This is a genomic window from Accumulibacter sp., from assembly GCF_036625275.1.
Lineage (GTDB): Bacteria > Pseudomonadota > Gammaproteobacteria > Burkholderiales > Rhodocyclaceae > Accumulibacter.
The window spans coordinates 1-15,896 of sequence record NZ_JAZKUD010000089.1; the positions used below are offsets into that span (position 1 = coordinate 1).

Annotated in this window: 9 protein-coding genes; 2 read left to right on the top strand and 7 right to left on the bottom strand. The window is 59.0% G+C overall.

Annotated elements, in window-relative coordinates:
* Positions 1-347 precede the first annotated feature (347 nt).
* Positions 348-620, top strand: coding sequence for a hypothetical protein (locus V5B39_RS18620; RefSeq protein ID WP_332344361.1), 273 nt, complete (start codon positions 348-350; stop codon positions 618-620).
* Between the two features lie 542 nt (positions 621-1,162).
* Here V5B39_RS18620 and trpC read toward each other — a convergent pair.
* From trpC to V5B39_RS18650, 6 genes are all read right to left on the bottom strand, one after another.
* Positions 1,163-1,951: an indole-3-glycerol phosphate synthase TrpC gene (gene trpC, locus V5B39_RS18625; protein ID WP_332344362.1), complete on the bottom strand. Its 789-nt coding sequence runs from the start codon at positions 1,949-1,951 to the stop codon at positions 1,163-1,165.
* 91 nt (positions 1,952-2,042) lie between these two features.
* Positions 2,043-3,068, bottom strand: a complete 1,026-nt coding sequence (gene trpD, locus V5B39_RS18630) for an anthranilate phosphoribosyltransferase (RefSeq protein ID WP_332344363.1) — start codon at positions 3,066-3,068, stop codon at positions 2,043-2,045.
* Positions 3,065-3,637, bottom strand: a complete 573-nt coding sequence (locus V5B39_RS18635) for an anthranilate synthase component II (protein WP_332344364.1) — start codon at positions 3,635-3,637, stop codon at positions 3,065-3,067. Before V5B39_RS18635 ends, trpD begins: the two co-directional genes overlap by 4 nt.
* A gap of 116 nt (positions 3,638-3,753) precedes the next feature.
* On the bottom strand, positions 3,754-4,554 hold the full coding sequence (locus V5B39_RS18640; protein ID WP_332344365.1) for an FkbM family methyltransferase: 801 nt from the start codon (positions 4,552-4,554) through the stop codon (positions 3,754-3,756).
* A gap of 334 nt (positions 4,555-4,888) precedes the next feature.
* On the bottom strand, positions 4,889-8,164 hold the full coding sequence (locus V5B39_RS18645; protein WP_332344366.1) for an Ig-like domain-containing protein: 3,276 nt from the start codon (positions 8,162-8,164) through the stop codon (positions 4,889-4,891).
* A gap of 271 nt (positions 8,165-8,435) precedes the next feature.
* On the bottom strand, positions 8,436-10,202 hold the full coding sequence (locus V5B39_RS18650; protein ID WP_332344367.1) for an asparagine synthetase B family protein: 1,767 nt from the start codon (positions 10,200-10,202) through the stop codon (positions 8,436-8,438).
* Between the two features lie 461 nt (positions 10,203-10,663).
* Between V5B39_RS18650 and dnaE the strand changes: the two genes are divergently transcribed.
* Positions 10,664-14,134: a DNA polymerase III subunit alpha gene (dnaE, locus tag V5B39_RS18655; protein WP_332344368.1), complete on the top strand. Its 3,471-nt coding sequence runs from the start codon at positions 10,664-10,666 to the stop codon at positions 14,132-14,134.
* Between the two features lie 50 nt (positions 14,135-14,184).
* Here dnaE and V5B39_RS18660 read toward each other — a convergent pair whose 3' ends face one another.
* Positions 14,185-15,717 carry a mechanosensitive ion channel family protein gene (locus V5B39_RS18660; RefSeq protein WP_332344369.1) on the bottom strand — a complete coding sequence of 511 codons (1,533 nt, stop codon included), beginning with the start codon at positions 15,715-15,717 and terminating at the stop codon, positions 14,185-14,187.
* Positions 15,718-15,896 lie beyond the last annotated feature (179 nt).

Genomic DNA, 15,896 nt, shown 5'->3' on the forward strand with positions numbered 1-15,896 from the left:
TCAAGCCCAAAGCCGACAAGCTCGCCGCGTAGGCAGGCGCCGCTTTCGCGGCATTGGCTATTTGTTTAACAAAAACCGATAGTTAAAGCGTAGTTTCGTCTACTACGTGGAGGAAGATCCGTCGGGGTCTTGCCTTTTGCCGATTCAGGGTCGAGTAGGCAAAAGACAAGACCCGATCGTTCGCAGTAACAGCAGTAAGTCTAACGAGGCTCCGCCTCAGACCGGCAACTCCCCAATATCACTTGTCGGTCTGAGGCGGAGCCTCGTTAGTTTACAACTGGTGGAGTTGGTATGTCCGCCTGGCGCATCCAAAGGCACGCCTGGAGGCAATCACCAGCCGTCCACTGTTGCTCGCCGGTGTCGCCCGACTGACTCAGCACGCCGGCCAATCCCGCCTGCTGCTCACACTTTCCCATGCGGCGGGGGATCAGATCAAGGCGATGATCGCCAGTATCCGCAAGGGTCTTGACCATGTTTCGGCAACTGCGCCTCAGTTGCCGAAAGCCGCCCGCTGGCCTGCCCTGGTCCGCTACATCGTCGACAAAATCATCGCCGCCAAAGCCAAAATGCCGCGGCACACGGCCCTGGCTCCCCCTGGTCTGGCTGCCGCAATGGGCTAACAGAGGAATTTAGGATCATCTCTGCGAACAGGCCCTCAAGAAGGCAATCCGGCATCGGAAGAACGCGTTGTTCTATCGGACCTTGAACGGTGCGCGGGTCGGCGACCTGTTCATGAGCCAGCCGCATCCATACCGTAGAACGGCCCCAGATCGATCCCTTCCACGACCTCGTCGCCTGGCTGCGCCATGTGGCCGCAGTCGCACTCGATCCTTCCGCGTGGGGGCCCTGGATCTCTATCCAGGCGCTGGCCGGTGCCCCCTCCGGACCCGCAGCGAACTGATCACGGCTCGCGCGTAGAGTCGCTGTTTCGCTGACGGGCGGTAACAGACCAGGCCCGCTGTCGTTCGCTGCACACACCGGCTCCAATCGCTGAGCCATCCTCCTCCAAGCTCGTCTTCAACCCTCGGTGCGCGCCGTCACCGACCGACACGACGCTCTCAGCAGGGACGCAGGCGGATTGTGCAGCGCTGCCGAGAGGGGACGAGAGGACCGGACGGGAGGCGCACGCTTCGCTCAGGGTCGTCTGGTACGTTGGCGATCATCAGACAAACAATTCGGCCAGCGCTTCGCCAGGCTCGACTGCTCGCATGCAGGCTTCGCCAACGAGAAAGGCGTTGACGCCATGGTCACGCATCTGCTGCACGTCGCGGCTGGAGAGAATGCCGCTTTCGGTGACGACCAGGCGGTCGGCCGGGAGGTAGGGCAGGAGTTCAAGGGTGGTCTGCAGGCTGACTTCGAAGCTGTGCAGGTTGCGGTTGTTAATGCCGATCAGCAAGGTGCGAAGCTGCAGGGCGAGATCCAGTTCCTGGCCGTTGTGCACTTCAACGAGCACCGCCATGCCGAGGCTGTCGGCAATGGCTTCAAGTTCGTGCATCGCCGGCAGATCAAGCGCCGCGGCGATGAGCAGGATCGCATCGGCGCCCATCGCCCTTGCTTCGTAAACCTGATAGGCGTCAACCAGAAAATCCTTGCGTAAAACCGGCAATCCACAGGCTGCACGCGCCGCCTGCAAGTATGCGGGAGCCCCCTGGAAAAACTGACGGTCAGTCAGTACCGACAGACATGCCGCACCATGCTGCTGATAACTGACAGCGATTCGGGCAGGGTGAAAATCGGCGCGCAGGACGCCCCTGGATGGGCTGGCCTTCTTGATCTCGGCGATCACCGCCGGCTTGCCGGTGGCAAGGCGATCCCGGATGGCGCCGAGAAAATCGCGTGTGGCGGGTTGCCTTTCGGCCGTGGCACGCATCACCGCGAGCGGTGTGCCAGTCTGGGAGGCGGCCACTTCGTCCCGTTTGACGGCAAGAATCCGCTTGAGAATGTCGCTCATGGCAAAATCGCCGGGCCATCTTCGCGGCGGCCTTCGCGCTGTTTTTTCCCCCTGGGCAGGGTCATGTTTTTTCTCGCTGACATGCAGGCGATCAGGTCGAAAAGCGTTGTGTGCAAGCCACGAAGTCATCGAGCCTGGCGCGTGCGGCACCTGAAGCGATGGCTTCAAAGGCTTGGTCGACGCCATCGGCAAGCGTGCCGGCGAGACCGCTGACGTAGATGCTGGCGCCGGCATTGAGGGCGACAATGTCACGCGCGGCACCAGCACGGCCCTCAAGTGCGGCCAGCAACATGCCTTTGGACTCCTCGACGTTAGCCACGCGCAGAACTCTCGGATCGTGCACAGGCAGGTTGAACTGCTCGGGATGAAGCGTGTATTCATCGACACGGCCGTTGTGCAGTTCGCCGACCAGGGTTTCACCGGAGATCGAGATTTCGTCGAGACCTTCGCGGCCGAAAACGACGAGGGCGTGCGAACTGCCGAGGCGCTGCAGAACACGGGCCTGGATGCCGACCAGGTCGGGATGAAAGACGCCCAGCACTTGATTGGCGGCGTTGGCCGGGTTGGTCAGCGGGCCGAGGATGTTGAACAGCGTGCGCACGCCAAGTTCGCGGCGAACCGGTGCCGCGTATTTCATGGCACTGTGGTGGTTGGGGGCAAACATGAAGCCGATGCCGACCTCATCGATACTCTGTCCGACCTGTGACGGCGTAAGATTGATATTGACGCCGAGGGCTTCAAGAACATCGGCGCTGCCCGACTGCGACGAGACCGATCGACCGCCATGCTTGGCAACACGCGCGCCAGCCGCTGCTGCAACGAACATTGCAGCGGTCGAGATGTTGAAGGTCTGGGCACCGTCGCCGCCGGTCCCGCAGGTATCGACCAGGCGACTGCAGTCACTGACTTGCACCTTGGTCGACAGCTCGCGCATGACCTGCGCCGCAGCGGAGATTTCGCCGATCGTTTCCTTCTTGACGCGCAGACCAACGGTAATCGCTGCAATCATCACCGGGGTGACTTCACCACTCATGATCTGGCGCATCAGCGAAACCATTTCGTCGTGAAAGATTTCGCGATGTTCAATGACCCGTGTCAGTGCGTCCTGGGGCTTCATTGGGCGTGCTCCTCAAGGAAGTTCTTCAAGAGATCGTGGCCGCGCTCGGTCAGGATCGATTCGGGATGGAACTGGACCCCCTCGACGGCCAGTGTTTTGTGACGCAGGCCCATGATCTCGCCGTCGTCGGTCCAGGCGGTGATTTCCAGGCAGGCCGGCAGGGTATCGCGTTCAACGGCCAGCGAATGATAGCGCGTGCAGGTCAGCGGACTGGGCAGGCCACGAAAGACGCCCTGGTCACGGTGCTTGACCGGCGAGACCTTGCCATGCATCAACTGGCGGGCGTGCACGACACGGCCACCGAAAGCCTCGCCGATCGCCTGATGGCCAAGGCATACGCCGAGCAGGGGAATCTTGCCCGCAAACTCACGAATCACCGCCAGAGAGATACCGGCCTGCGCGGGCATGCACGGGCCAGGGGAGATTACCAGCAAGGCCGGATTGAGACGCGTAATCTCGGCAATCGAGATGGCATCGTTGCGGAAAACTCTGACATGCTGCCCCAGCTCACCAAAATACTGGACGAGATTATAGGTGAAGGAGTCGTAATTATCGATCATGAGCAGCATATTTCGAGAAACCCAATTGATTTTATTCGTGAATGATGCGGATATGGAGAAGTTCCATGCAGCCACTTGTCCGGCTTTCATCCGCTGAGGGAGACGTACGTCTGAACGGTTCCAGCTCAACCTCTTTCCGAAACCGCAAAGAGGGTCATTTCGCTGCTGACCAAAGCAGAGTCCTTGCGAACGAAAAGGATGTCGATCTGTACCAGGACACCATCCCCACGACGAGAAATATCGAAGATCTCATAGGCACGAAATCCATGCTCGTTCATCCAGGCCACTACTTCGGCCAGCAAGGGACTGCCCTGGTTGTACGGCCAGAGGCTCACTTCCATGAGCACGAAGCCGGCGGTGGCCAGCGCTGAGGTCGCGCCTTTCAGCACTTCCAGTTCGTAGCCTTGCACATCCAGCTTGATCAGATCCGGTGGCTGCATCGAGTACTTTTGGATCAGTTCATCCAGAGTTGTTACCGGCAAGGTCACGACATGCCGCGGCACGTTGGAGTTCTCCGGAAATACCGACGAACCTGTACCCCCCGCAGTGTCGTCCAGGATGACGAATGCCGTCTCTTTCAATTCTGGCGGCCCGAGCAACGAGCTTGCGAAGCTTATTCCTCGTTCCTGCCCGCAAAACCGTTCCAGGGTAGCCATGTGCCGCTGCTGTGGTTCGATCATTAATACCTCGGCATCCGGGAAAACCCTTCTCAATAGCCGAGTCCAATCGCCAACACACGCACCGGCGTCAATCACGGATCGCAGCAACACGCCGCGGGCGCGTAGCGCCAGTAACCCTGAAAGCATGCCTGGTGCCCCCAGGTCATAGCAGATCTGAGCCCAGCCGGCGTCGGTCGCCAAACGCCGTGCGGCATGAAGCAGCTGCATCGCAGCACGGTTCCTAATGGTCCGCAGTAATTCAATCACGTATGACGTCCCTTCATGAGCACTGACCAGAAAAAGTTAATGTGGAAGTCGCGTCAGCGACTCACGCATCTCCCCTCCCCACTTGCGGGGGGCGAAGGCGGGGTTTCGCGGAGCACTGCTCCGCGCCGCCGTAGCCGGCCCGCGATGCAGCGCGGGCTGTGGGAGGGGTCGGGGGAGAGGGACGCGGGCATGACTTTCATGATCGGGGGTGCCTGGAAAAGTCATGACCGTTAGACCGCAATCCGAGCCAAGCCAAGTCAGCCGCATCAACGATTGTTCGTATTCTGTCACCGAATCAATTATGGGGAAGCCCTTGAGTTTTCCGATGCAGGCATCATTGTGCGCTCGTGTAGATGATAGTGAGTTTGGGTCTAAGGTTGGGATCGGAGGCCGACTCTCGGGTATAAAAGCGTTTGAGATTGTTGTTGCCGCTGACCCCGATAAGGCGCCAACCGAAATTGGGCTGGCCTTGTGCCATTTGCTGTACACCGACGCTGACATCAATGTTCAGCCATCCACTATTCCACCCAATGCTACCCTGTCCATCGGCAATACTGAGGTAATCGCTTCCGGAATGGCTTGCGCCAGCGGTACTCCATGCAGTGCCGGCCAGACGTTGCTGCCATGTGGCCTGCGTTTCACTCCAATCCATCAATATTCGGTGAGCCCGATAGGTGTAATCATACGCGGTTGACTTGTACATACTCAGCGTGGCGGACTGGATGGCGGCCCCATCGGGTATGGGGCCGCCCTCGGAAGCAAAGATCGCAAACCGGATCAGACTGGTATACGACGAGCCACCAGACAGGAAGTACGTTTGAGTACCCAGGTTTGTTGTCTTGGAATATACCGAAAGATAAGTATCGCGCGTTCCAGCGTAGCCGTTGACCCCATCTTGCAGAGAGAGCGTGCTCCCTGGAAGGGGTGCGCTGACAGTCACAGAAATGGGCGCGGAGGCAGTGCTGGCCCCCAAGTTGTCATACGCGATCGCCGAAAGCGTGTAAGAGCCGACGATACTGGCAGACCAGGCAACGTTGTAGGGGGGTGACAGGGATTCGCCGATCTTACGGCTTCCCTCGAAGAACTCTACCTTGGCAATCGAACCATCGCTATCGGAGGCGTTGGCGTTGATGCCGATGAAGGTGCCAACATTGATCGTTGTGCCATTGGCTGGACTTGACAGACTGACGATGGGAGGTTGGTTGACCCCTAACATGGTGATCATGATTGGAGGTGAGACAGCTGTTTTTCCAAGATTGTCGGTAGCTCTGGCAGTCACGATATGGCTACCTGCAGGAGGGCTTAACCAGAAAAACTGATAAGGCGGTGAGGTAACTTCGCTGAGCTTTTCCGCGCCTGCAAAGAATTCTACCTTGCTCACCGTCCCATCGATATCGACGGCATTGGCAATCAGCGTGACATTGCTGCCCGCGGCGATCGTGGCGCCATTGGGCGGCGCCGTGAGATTCACGACAGGCGATTGGTTGGTTCCGCTAATGGGCTTGTAAACCCAGACGTTACCCAAGGTCTTGTCCTGCAATCCGACAAAGACACCGAGATCGGAGGCATACTTCCACTTGCCAAGAATACCGGTCCCGTAGTCCCCGTTTGGCACGGAACTGGTTGGCGTCGGCTGCAACGAGACAGACCAACCGGAGGCTGATATTGTTTCAGGAGGGCTGATCGACCACACGCGACCATCTCCACACCACAGCATGTACTTGCGTTGCACCGGGTCAAAGTCAAGACCACACTTTTTGAGTGTGATGGTATTCGTTTGCAACAATGGTAGCAGTTGGCCGTTGGTATCCGAGAGATTGATGAGAACCTCATAGTTCTTGGAGCCCGGTGTTGCCGTGTTCCAGTAGTACAAAGGAAGTGCGTTGCTCCCAGTCACGACGAAAAGTTTTTGTACTGGGTCGAATGCACACGATGTGGAGTCTGTTGGCGACCCCCAGTAGCCACCAATTCGTTCCCAGGTGTCTGCCGCGGGAGCAGTCACATCATTGATCACATAACGGTACAGATTGCGTGCTGTACCGCCAGAGGTTGCGCCCACGTAAACGGTATCACGCCCGTTTTCCGCAGCGTAGGCAGTGCATCCATTCACGTGGCTTGCCGGGAGTGGAGCACTCGCGAGATTGACCGTATGGTCACGGTTCTGCCACATCTCACCACCGACCACTTCGGGATGGGGTGCCGTGTTTTGCACGTGGGAGCCGGTGCTTCCTCCCACCTTACCGGGGTCGGCTCGATTGGGATCAAACAAATAGGGGCCCGTATTTCTGCTGGTAGTCGACGTGGCCTGACGCTTGTATTGCCCACCGTTTTGCCAAGCAGCTCCACCCAGCACCAGCAGCCGGTCGACGATGGGTAGGAATATGTTGTTGTCGTAGGTGTGAGCAGAAGCTGGCGCCGCGTCTGGTCCATCCACCGCAATGTAATTGCCCAGCGGGTCCTGTATTACCTGGCTCGGCAGGGACGCCCTTTCCCACATCATCGTGCTTGCACGCCAGCGGTAGACGTCATTGCCCGAATAGTTCGCGTGTCCGCCGCCGTAGAGCCACAAGTCGGCCCGATTCGTATCCCAGTCGAAACTGCTCCAGGCACCGATGATCGCGCTGGGATATTGTGCGCCAATCGGACGCAGATCCGGTGGGGTCCACACGTCTGAATAGTTGTTCGCATTGACTTTCGCCCAGTTGCCCTCGGGAAGGGATGCGATAATCGCCTTGATCTCGGTCAAGGCTTGGCCGCTAGCCGTTGCACTGGTCGTCGGCGCAGCGGCGGCATTGATTTCGGAACCGCTCGCACCAAGACTGTGCAGAACCGGGGTTGCGCGCGAGCGTTCCTCATTGTCGGATAATATTTCGAGACTCAGCAAACGCTGTTGGTGAACGCCAGACGAATCGAAGCAGGAAACGGTAATGTCCCACCGCCCGGGTACGGCCGGCGTTCCTGAAATCGCCAAACGGGCAGCATCCAGAGCCAACCCGCTTGGCAATGGAACATGACATTTGACCGGGGGAATGCCGCCATCAACCTCCAGCACAGCGTCAAAGCGTTCATTGACGACGGCAATCGGCAGGGCCGAAGTGACGATCCGCAGACCAGGTCGAGACTCGCCAACGAACTGCAACCTCAACGCATCAATGACTACTGGCTTGTCCGAATTTCCGACCAGCTCGATTCTCGACGACGATTCGGGAGTGAACGGAAAGGTGCCGATGCGTTGCCACAGTCCACCGCCCATCGTCTGATCGGCTTTCGCAGTCGAGCTTCCCTCGGCATGTTGAATTCGTATATGGGCTTGCGCGGCATTAATTTTGGTCATGGGCCACCAGAGATAAACGGTGTACCAGCCTCGACGAGGAATCTGCGGTTGAAATGTAAATGAACTCTTCCCCGGACCGACGCTTTTCAACGTCCACGAACTTCTAGCCAGATATCCCCTGAACTCCTCGAATGCCCCCAGGCGTTGGTTGTTGAAATCATCGGTCGTCAAGACAATGTTCGGGTAATCGGCGGATTCCGGGATTATTTCCGTTGCGGCCACATTGGCGAAAAGTGCCCACAGCATTAGCCAGAAAACCGTCAGACGACACAGCATTCGCCATCTGCTGACGATTACACCAGGGCTCATATTTTTCATATTTCCAATTCCCTGTTTTATAAGGAGGTTACTAAGCGGTCTTCGGATAAGTTCTCCGACATTCACACGACGGAATTGCTGCCCGTATGGCCGCTGGAATGTCGGAAGACTTTTTGCTGACCGCTTAATCAATCCGACTGCAAGGTGTCATCGCCCTGTCCTTGATCATTAGACATGTTCCCAAGGTCTTCATGATCGGCAGCTATCGCAGATAGTCATTTAACCATCATCATGTTTCCTGGTGCCGAAGCCACTGCTCAAACATCGTCAGGATCCACGCCATCTCCCCGTAGTAGCCGGGGTGTGCGGGCAGATATTCGCTCATCAGTTTCCGAATGAAGTCGGCGCGTATGATACCGCGTGTCGCGAGCGTGCTGAGCGAATCCTCGACGAGTTGCCTCAAGGCCGGCGTGCGTGTCGTCCAGATGCCAAAAGGCAGTCCGAAACCTTTTTTCTTCTTGGTGATGATCGCGTCGGGCAGGAAGCCTCGCAGTGCTTCCTTGAAGAACCAGCGCAGCTTGAGGCGGCGAAGTTTCCAGTCAGGCGGCAAGGCCATCGAGAAATCGGTCAATGTATCGGCCAGCAATGGATAGCCGACTTCGATGCCAGCCATTCGAGTGGCGCCACGCACCTTGGGAAGGTCACTGTCGGCCAGCGTGTAGCGCCAGTCGTAAGCCAGCATTCGATTGATCAGGCTCGGTGCCTGGCATTCGTTCCAGGTGGACTGCATGTGTTTCGATGGCTCACTGAGGTCAATCCGGGCGAGAAAATCCGCACTTAATACACTGGCCGGATCAAGCTGCATGATCAGGTTGAAGCTCTGCAAGCGATCCGGCATCGGCACGCGGGAATGACGGACATACCCGGTGGCTTGCTTGAGGCCTGGTATCCGCCGCAACGGACTGTGGTCGTTGCACATGGGCTCGATCAGGCGCCGCACACCCTTCGGAACGGCATGATAGAACTCGAACAAGCGCTGCATCGCGTAGCGCGAATTACCCCCGAACAGTTCGTCGCCGCCATCCCCCGCGAGAATCTTCGTGCAGCCATCGGCGCGCGCGATTCTGGCGCAGTAATAGGCTGGCAGAGCCGAGGAATTACCGAAGGGTTGATCGAAATGCTGCGCGACCGCTGGCATGCTGGCCAGCAAATCAGCCGGCGTGACATAGTATTCATGGTGCTCACAGCCAAAGTGCTTGGCGGCGATGCGGGCATAGGCCATTTCGTCATAGCCCTCGGCGTCGAAGCCGATCGAATAGGCGGGTGTTGGCCTGCCTGTCACCTGGCAGAGTACGCCTGCTACCGTCGAGCTATCGGTGCCCCCGGAGAGGAAGCTGCCGACGCGCTGGTGGCCGGCGACTGCTGCAGCGACGTTTTCGCGAATCAGATTGCGGAATGTGTCGCGTGCATCGGCGAAAGCTTGCCGGCGGTGCTCGTCGAACAGCAAGGGCCAGTGACGTGCTTCATGCACGCCTTGCCGATCGAGCAGTACGCTATGCGCTGCCGGCAACCGGCGCACATCACTGAATATTGTGCGCGGTGCCGGGATCATGTGGAAGTACAGGTAGTCGAAGATTGCCTGCGGATCCAGTTCGTCGCTGCGCCCCGGAACACAGTCGGCGCGGTCGGAAAAAGCCAGTGTCTTGCCGTCGGTGCGATAACACAGCGTCTCGGTCGCGAACCGGTCAACGGCCAGGAAAACACATCCGCGCGCGCCATCGACAATCACCAATGCGTAGGATCCTCTGATGCGTGCGACCACCTCCACACCGACCTCGCGCCAGGCCTGCAGAAGTTCTGCGGAAAATCCTGCCCGTAGTGAAGTGCCGATGATGCCCCCGTCTCTGAACGAAGGGGAACCCATTACCGCGCAAAGGGTATCAGCGTTGCGGGCGACATCATCGCCCCGCAGGGTCAGCGAGCTGATCAGCATCGGAGCTGCGCCGGGGTCGAAGAGGCCGACCAGATTAATCTGGCCAGAGAGGATGTCTGTCATGGAATATGCGTTCGCTGCGGTTGGTGAGTAAGAATAAAGATCAAGCCCCTGATCGGGGAAGAGATTGGCGAGTTCAATGCTACGCTAACGGTCATGACTTTTCCAGGCACTCCCGATCATGAAAGTCATGACCGTTTCCCTCTCCCCCAACCCCTCCCCCGCGAGGGGGGAGGGGAGATTCGTGAGTCGCATACGCGACTTTCACATTAACGGCCATGACTTTTCCATATCCCCTCGATCACGAAAGTCATGATCATTTCCCCCTCCTCATCCTTCTCCCGCGGGTGGAAAGAGGAGATTCTTGAGTCGCTGACGCGACTTTCTCATTAAAGTGACGAATCGTGCTGTGTCAGAATTCACTCGGGCGGTACATCCGCCCCCAGTCTGCACAACCATTCCATATCTACCCTCCTGCCTGAGATGATCGCGTTGGCTGTTCCACCTCGGGGTAAAATGCCGGGATGCCCGAGAGCCCGTTCATCCACCTCCGCCTGCATAGCGAGTATTCGATCACCGATGGCATCGTCCGTCTTGACGATGCGGTTGGCCGTGCTGCCCGCTACGGGATGCCGGCACTGGCGCTGACTGATCTTGCCAATGTCTTCGGTCTGGTCAAGTTCTATTCGTCGGCGCGCAGCCGAGGGATCAAACCGCTACTTGGCAGCGATGTCTGGATTGCCAATGACAGCGATCCGGATCGTCCCTATCGTCTGTTGCTGTTCTGTCGCTCGCAGCAGGGCTATCGGCAACTGTGCGAGCTGCTGTCGCGTGCCTACCTGGCGCCGCGAGTACGTGGGCGGGCCGAAATCACGCGCCGGATGTTGCAGGAAATTGGCGTCGATGGACTGATCGCTCTCTCAGGTGCGGCTGCCGGCGACGTTGGCGAAGCGCTGTTGCAGGGCAATTATCAACAGGCTGCAAGTCGCGCGCGCCACTGGGAGCAATTGTTCCCGGCGGCTTTCTACCTTGAAGTACAGCGCTATGGCCAGGCGCAGCAGGAGTTGCTGGTCGCCATGACCGCCGATCTGGCGGCTGATCTCGAACTGCCGCTGGTTGCCACGCACCCGGTCCAGTTTCTTGAACGTGGCGACTTCAAAGCGCACGAAGCAAGAGTGTGCATTGCCGAGGGCTATATGCTCGGTGATCCGCGCCGCCCAAGGTGGTACACCGAAGAGCAGTACTTCAAGTCGGCTGGCGAAATGGTCGAGCTGTTTGCGGACCTTCCCGAAGCACTCGGGAACTCGGTGGAGATCGCCAAACGCTGCAATCTACAGATCACGCTCGGCAAGAGTTACCTGCCTGCTTTCCCGACCCCGGACGGCGTGACGCTCGACGATTATCTCCGCCAGGAGGCTGTTGCCGGCCTGGAGCTTCGCCTGCAGCAGCTTTTTCCTGACTCGGCCGAACGTCTCGCAGAGCGCCCGCCCTATGACGCTCGCCTGCAGCTCGAAACCGATACCATCGTACAGATGGGATTCCCCGGCTACTTCCTGATCGTCGCCGATTTCATCAACTGGGCCAAGCACAACGGCTGTCCGGTGGGGCCGGGCCGCGGGTCGGGCGCGGGTTCGGTCGTCGCCTACGCGTTGGGAATTACAGATCTTGATCCCTTGCGCTACGCGCTGCTCTTCGAACGTTTTCTCAACCCCGAGCGGGTATCGATGCCCGACTTCGACATCGACTTCTGTCAGGACAACCGCTGGCGGGTGATCGAGTACGTGCGCCGGAAGTACGGGGCAGCAGCAGTCTCGCAGATCGTCACTTTTGGCACCATGTCGTCGAAAGCGGTGATTCGTGACGTTGGCCGCGTTCTCGATCTGCCGTACAACTTCTGCGACCAGCTTGCCAAACTCATTCCGGTCGAGACCAACAAGCCGCTGTCGCTGGCCAAGGCAATCGCCGCCGAACCGCAATTGAAGGCCAGGATCGACGACGAGGAAGAGGTCCGTGATCTCTTCGATCTGGCCGCCCGCCTTGAAGATCTGACGCGCAATGTCGGCATGCACGCCGGTGGTGTGCTGATTGCGCCCGGCAAACTCACCGACTTCTGCCCGGTCTATTCGGCCGACGGTGGCGGTTCGGTGGTTTCCCAGTACGACAAGGACGATGTCGAGAAGGTCGGGCTGGTGAAGTTCGACTTTCTGGGTCTGCGCAACCTGACAATCATCAAACTGGCGCTCGACTACGTCGAGAAACTCAGCGGCCAGCGTCCCGATCTGAGCGCGCTTTCCTTCGACGATCCGCTCGCCTACCAGATTCTCAAGGACGGCAATACCACCGCAATTTTCCAGGTTGAATCGGAGGGCATGAAGAAACTGGTCCGGAAGCTCGCGCCCGATCGCTTCGAGGACATCATCGCGGTGCTCGCGCTGTACCGGCCGGGACCGCTCGGTTCCGGAATGGTCGACGACTTCATCCTGCGCAAGAAGGGCCAGCAGAAGATCGACTATTACATCGATGAGCTGAAGGTCTGCCTCGAACCCACCTACGGGGTCATCGTCTATCAGGAACAGGTGATGCAGATTGCGCAGATCATCGGCGGCTATACGCTTGGCGCCGCCGATCTGTTGCGGCGTGCGATGGGCAAGAAGAAAGCCGAAGAGATGGCCCTGCACCGCGACCTGATGCGCGAAGGGGCGAGGAAAAAGGGTTACGACGAAAAGCTGGCGATGCAGCTTTTCGACCTGATGGAGAAATTCGCCGAGTACGGCTTCAACAAGTCGCACACTGCCGCCTACGCCGTCGTCACCTACCACACCGCCTGGCTCAAGGCACACCATTGCGCCGCCTTCATGGCGGCTACGCTGTCGTCGGACATGGACGTCACCGACACGGTGAAGATCGTTCACGACGACGCCGTCGCCAATGGCCTGCGCATCCTCGGGCCGGATGTGAATGCCTCCGAATACCGCTTCATGCCGGTGGACCGCAGCACGATTCGTTACGGTCTCGGCGCCATCAAGGGAACCGGCGAACAGGCGGTGAACGCAATCCTGAAGGTGCGCGAGGCCGGTGGTCCGTTCAAGGATCTGTTCGATTTCTGTCGACGTGCCGACAAACGCCTGGTCAACCGCCGCACCATCGAAGCCCTGATTCGTGCTGGCGGTTTCGATTCGCTCGACAGGCATCGCGCGCGCCTGCTGGCTTCGGTCGGCATCGCCATGGAAGCCGCCGAACAGGCCGAGCGCAACGCCATGCAGGTCAGCCTGTTCGACCTTTTCGACGCCGGCGGGCAGGGTGACGAACTTGGCCCGAAGTATGTCGAAGTACCACGCTGGAGCGAGCGACAGCAGCTCAATGAAGAGAAGCTGGCGCTTGGTTTCTACTTCTCCGGCCATCCTTTTCATGGCGTTCAGGCCGAGGTATCGCGCTTCGTGCGCAAGCCACTGGCCGCGCTCGAAGCGCGGAAGGAACCGCAATGGCTCGCTGGCCTGGTGGTCGGCGTCCGCAGCAAATTCACGGCACGCGGCAAGATGGTCTTCATCCAGCTCGACGACGGCACCAGCTCACTCGAAGTCTCGGTGTTCAACGAACTGCTCGAAGCCGAACGTGCCAAGATCCGGGAAGACGAGGTGCTGATCATCGAAGGCCGTGTCCAGCGCGATGACTTCGCTGGCGAAGGCCGCGTCAAAATCGTTGCCGAACACCTGTTGACGCTCGCCGAAGCGCGCGGTCGTTTTGCCCGTCATCTGCGCCTGTCACTCAATGGCCAGGCCAGCGGCAGCAACGCGCGCACCGCTGTGCACCGTCTGCAAACCCTGCTGGCGCCTTACACTCCCGGCGATTGCCCGGTACGGCTGGCGTATCGAAACGGGAACGCGACCTGCGAACTGGCTTTCGGCGACGCCAACCGGGTTCGCCTCGAAGATGACCTGCTGACGGCGGTTCGCGAATGGCTGGGGAGCGACAATGTCAGCGTGGACTACGCGTGATTCGACCATTCGATATCGTCCCCCGGCTGGCCACCTTGCGGAATCGCGCCTCACAGCCCAAGAAAATTCTTGATCATGGCGAGCATGCCGGCCTTCGGTTGAGACACTGCGTGATCGCTGGAAGCGTTGCTGAACTGGCGGACGAATGTGTCCATCTCGGCCTCACGACGTGCGAGAATTTCGGCAACCGCTTCGGCGATTTCCGGGCGTGAGCGGATGACTTCTTCAACCGTGGCCTGGTCCAGCCGGTAGCAGACCACGTCAGTCCTGGCGATGACCGAAGCGCGGCGGGCCTCACCGGTCAACACACCCTTCTCGCCGAAGGTGCCGCCAGCATGAATGGTACGGAACAGGCGCCTGGAATGGTCGGGAAAATCCATCCACACCTCGGCTTCGCCAGCGGCCAGCAGGTACAGCCAATGTGGCGCGTCGCCCTGATGAAAGATCACGTCGCCGCAGGCGAACGGCGCATGGACCATACGCTCGCTGATGGTCCGCAGTTCCTCTTCCTGTAATCCGGCAAACAGTTCCAGCTTGCGCAGATCGGCCATGCGTCGCTCGATTTCACGCCGATGGAGCGACTCCCGGTAGGCCTCGTTCTCCTTGGTGATATGCAAAGACTGCTCGGGCACAGCCAACTGCATGCCCGCGCGTTGCAAGGCAGCGAAGATATGCACCCGCACGGCCGAGTCGGTGGGATCATCGGGCTGCGGGTCAAGCATCCAGTAGCGTAGTGCATAGCGCCCGTAGCCCGGACCAAACTCCATCAGCACGCAGGTCGGACGAGGTTCCCTTGCGACATTGGGGATTTCGGCAGAGCTGATCGTCGCCTCGATCTTCTGGATCACCAGCGTCGGGGAGGATCCATAGGTGACGTTGAACCATACCCAGCGTCGCCAGGGCCAGAGGGTAATGTCGGTGCGGCCGAAAACGGTGAACTTGCCGCGCATCAATTGGCTGTTGGGGATCACCACCACGTCGCCGTTACGTGTCCTGATCGTCGTTTGCCGCCAGCGGATCTGGGCAACCCGACCGGTGATGTCATCGATCCGGATCCAGTCGCCGGTACGCAGCGAGTTATCGAGCTGCAGGGCGACGCCCGCAAGCACATTGCCGAGGGTATCCTGCATCGAGAAAGCCAGGACGGCGGTGATTACCGCTGAAGTGGTCAGCAGACTCGACGGGTCGAATCCGACGAGATGCAGCCGCCCCAGAATGAAAGCGGCGTAGACCACGAGCACAATGATATCCTCGGCGATACGCACGACGACCATGCCAAAGTGCGGCAGGATGACCCGAAAGACGAAGATCGCCATCAGGCGAAACAGTGCCATCCCCGATCCGATGACGAAGATCTCATGCACCATCACGGCAAGGCGTGAATAGTCGAGTGCTTCAAGCAAGGCCCCGAAGAGTTGCCCGCAAAGGCAGAGCCCGAATACCGCCACCGTTCCGCCGATCCGCCGGCGTTCCTTGGGCAGCAGGCGCAGCGACAGCAACGCACAGGTGGCGACAGCAGCGATCACGTACTTGGTTTCAGGCAGCCAGAAGTAGGACCAGATACGCTGCATGATTTCGGTCATCGTTTCTCCTTGGTCATCCCAGGCCGTGGCACAGGCAGATGGCCGATACTGTCTCAGAGGCTGTGAATTTTTCACTTTCGCATCACGTTCGGCACGACCAGACGACTAGCGCCCGCCTGGTCCTAAGTATGCGTAATACATGTTTTGGCTAACCGTTTGGCCTTGGTCTACCGCATTTC

What these genes read in the sequence shown, in the direction of transcription:
- trpC (WP_332344362.1), bottom strand. Translation starts at nt 1,951, where the DNA reads ATGAGCGACATTCTCAAGCGGATTCTTGCCGTCAAACGGGACGAAGTG.
- trpD (WP_332344363.1), bottom strand. Translation starts at nt 3,068, where the DNA reads ATGAAGCCCCAGGACGCACTGACACGGGTCATTGAACATCGCGAAATC.
- V5B39_RS18635 (WP_332344364.1), bottom strand. Translation starts at nt 3,637, where the DNA reads ATGCTGCTCATGATCGATAATTACGACTCCTTCACCTATAATCTCGTC.
- V5B39_RS18645 (WP_332344366.1), bottom strand. Translation starts at nt 8,164, where the DNA reads ATGCTGTGTCGTCTGACGGTTTTCTGGCTAATGCTGTGGGCACTTTTC.
- V5B39_RS18650 (WP_332344367.1), bottom strand. Translation starts at nt 10,202, where the DNA reads ATGACAGACATCCTCTCTGGCCAGATTAATCTGGTCGGCCTCTTCGAC.
- dnaE (WP_332344368.1), top strand. Translation starts at nt 10,664, where the DNA reads ATGCCCGAGAGCCCGTTCATCCACCTCCGCCTGCATAGCGAGTATTCG.
- V5B39_RS18660 (WP_332344369.1), bottom strand. Translation starts at nt 15,717, where the DNA reads ATGACCGAAATCATGCAGCGTATCTGGTCCTACTTCTGGCTGCCTGAA.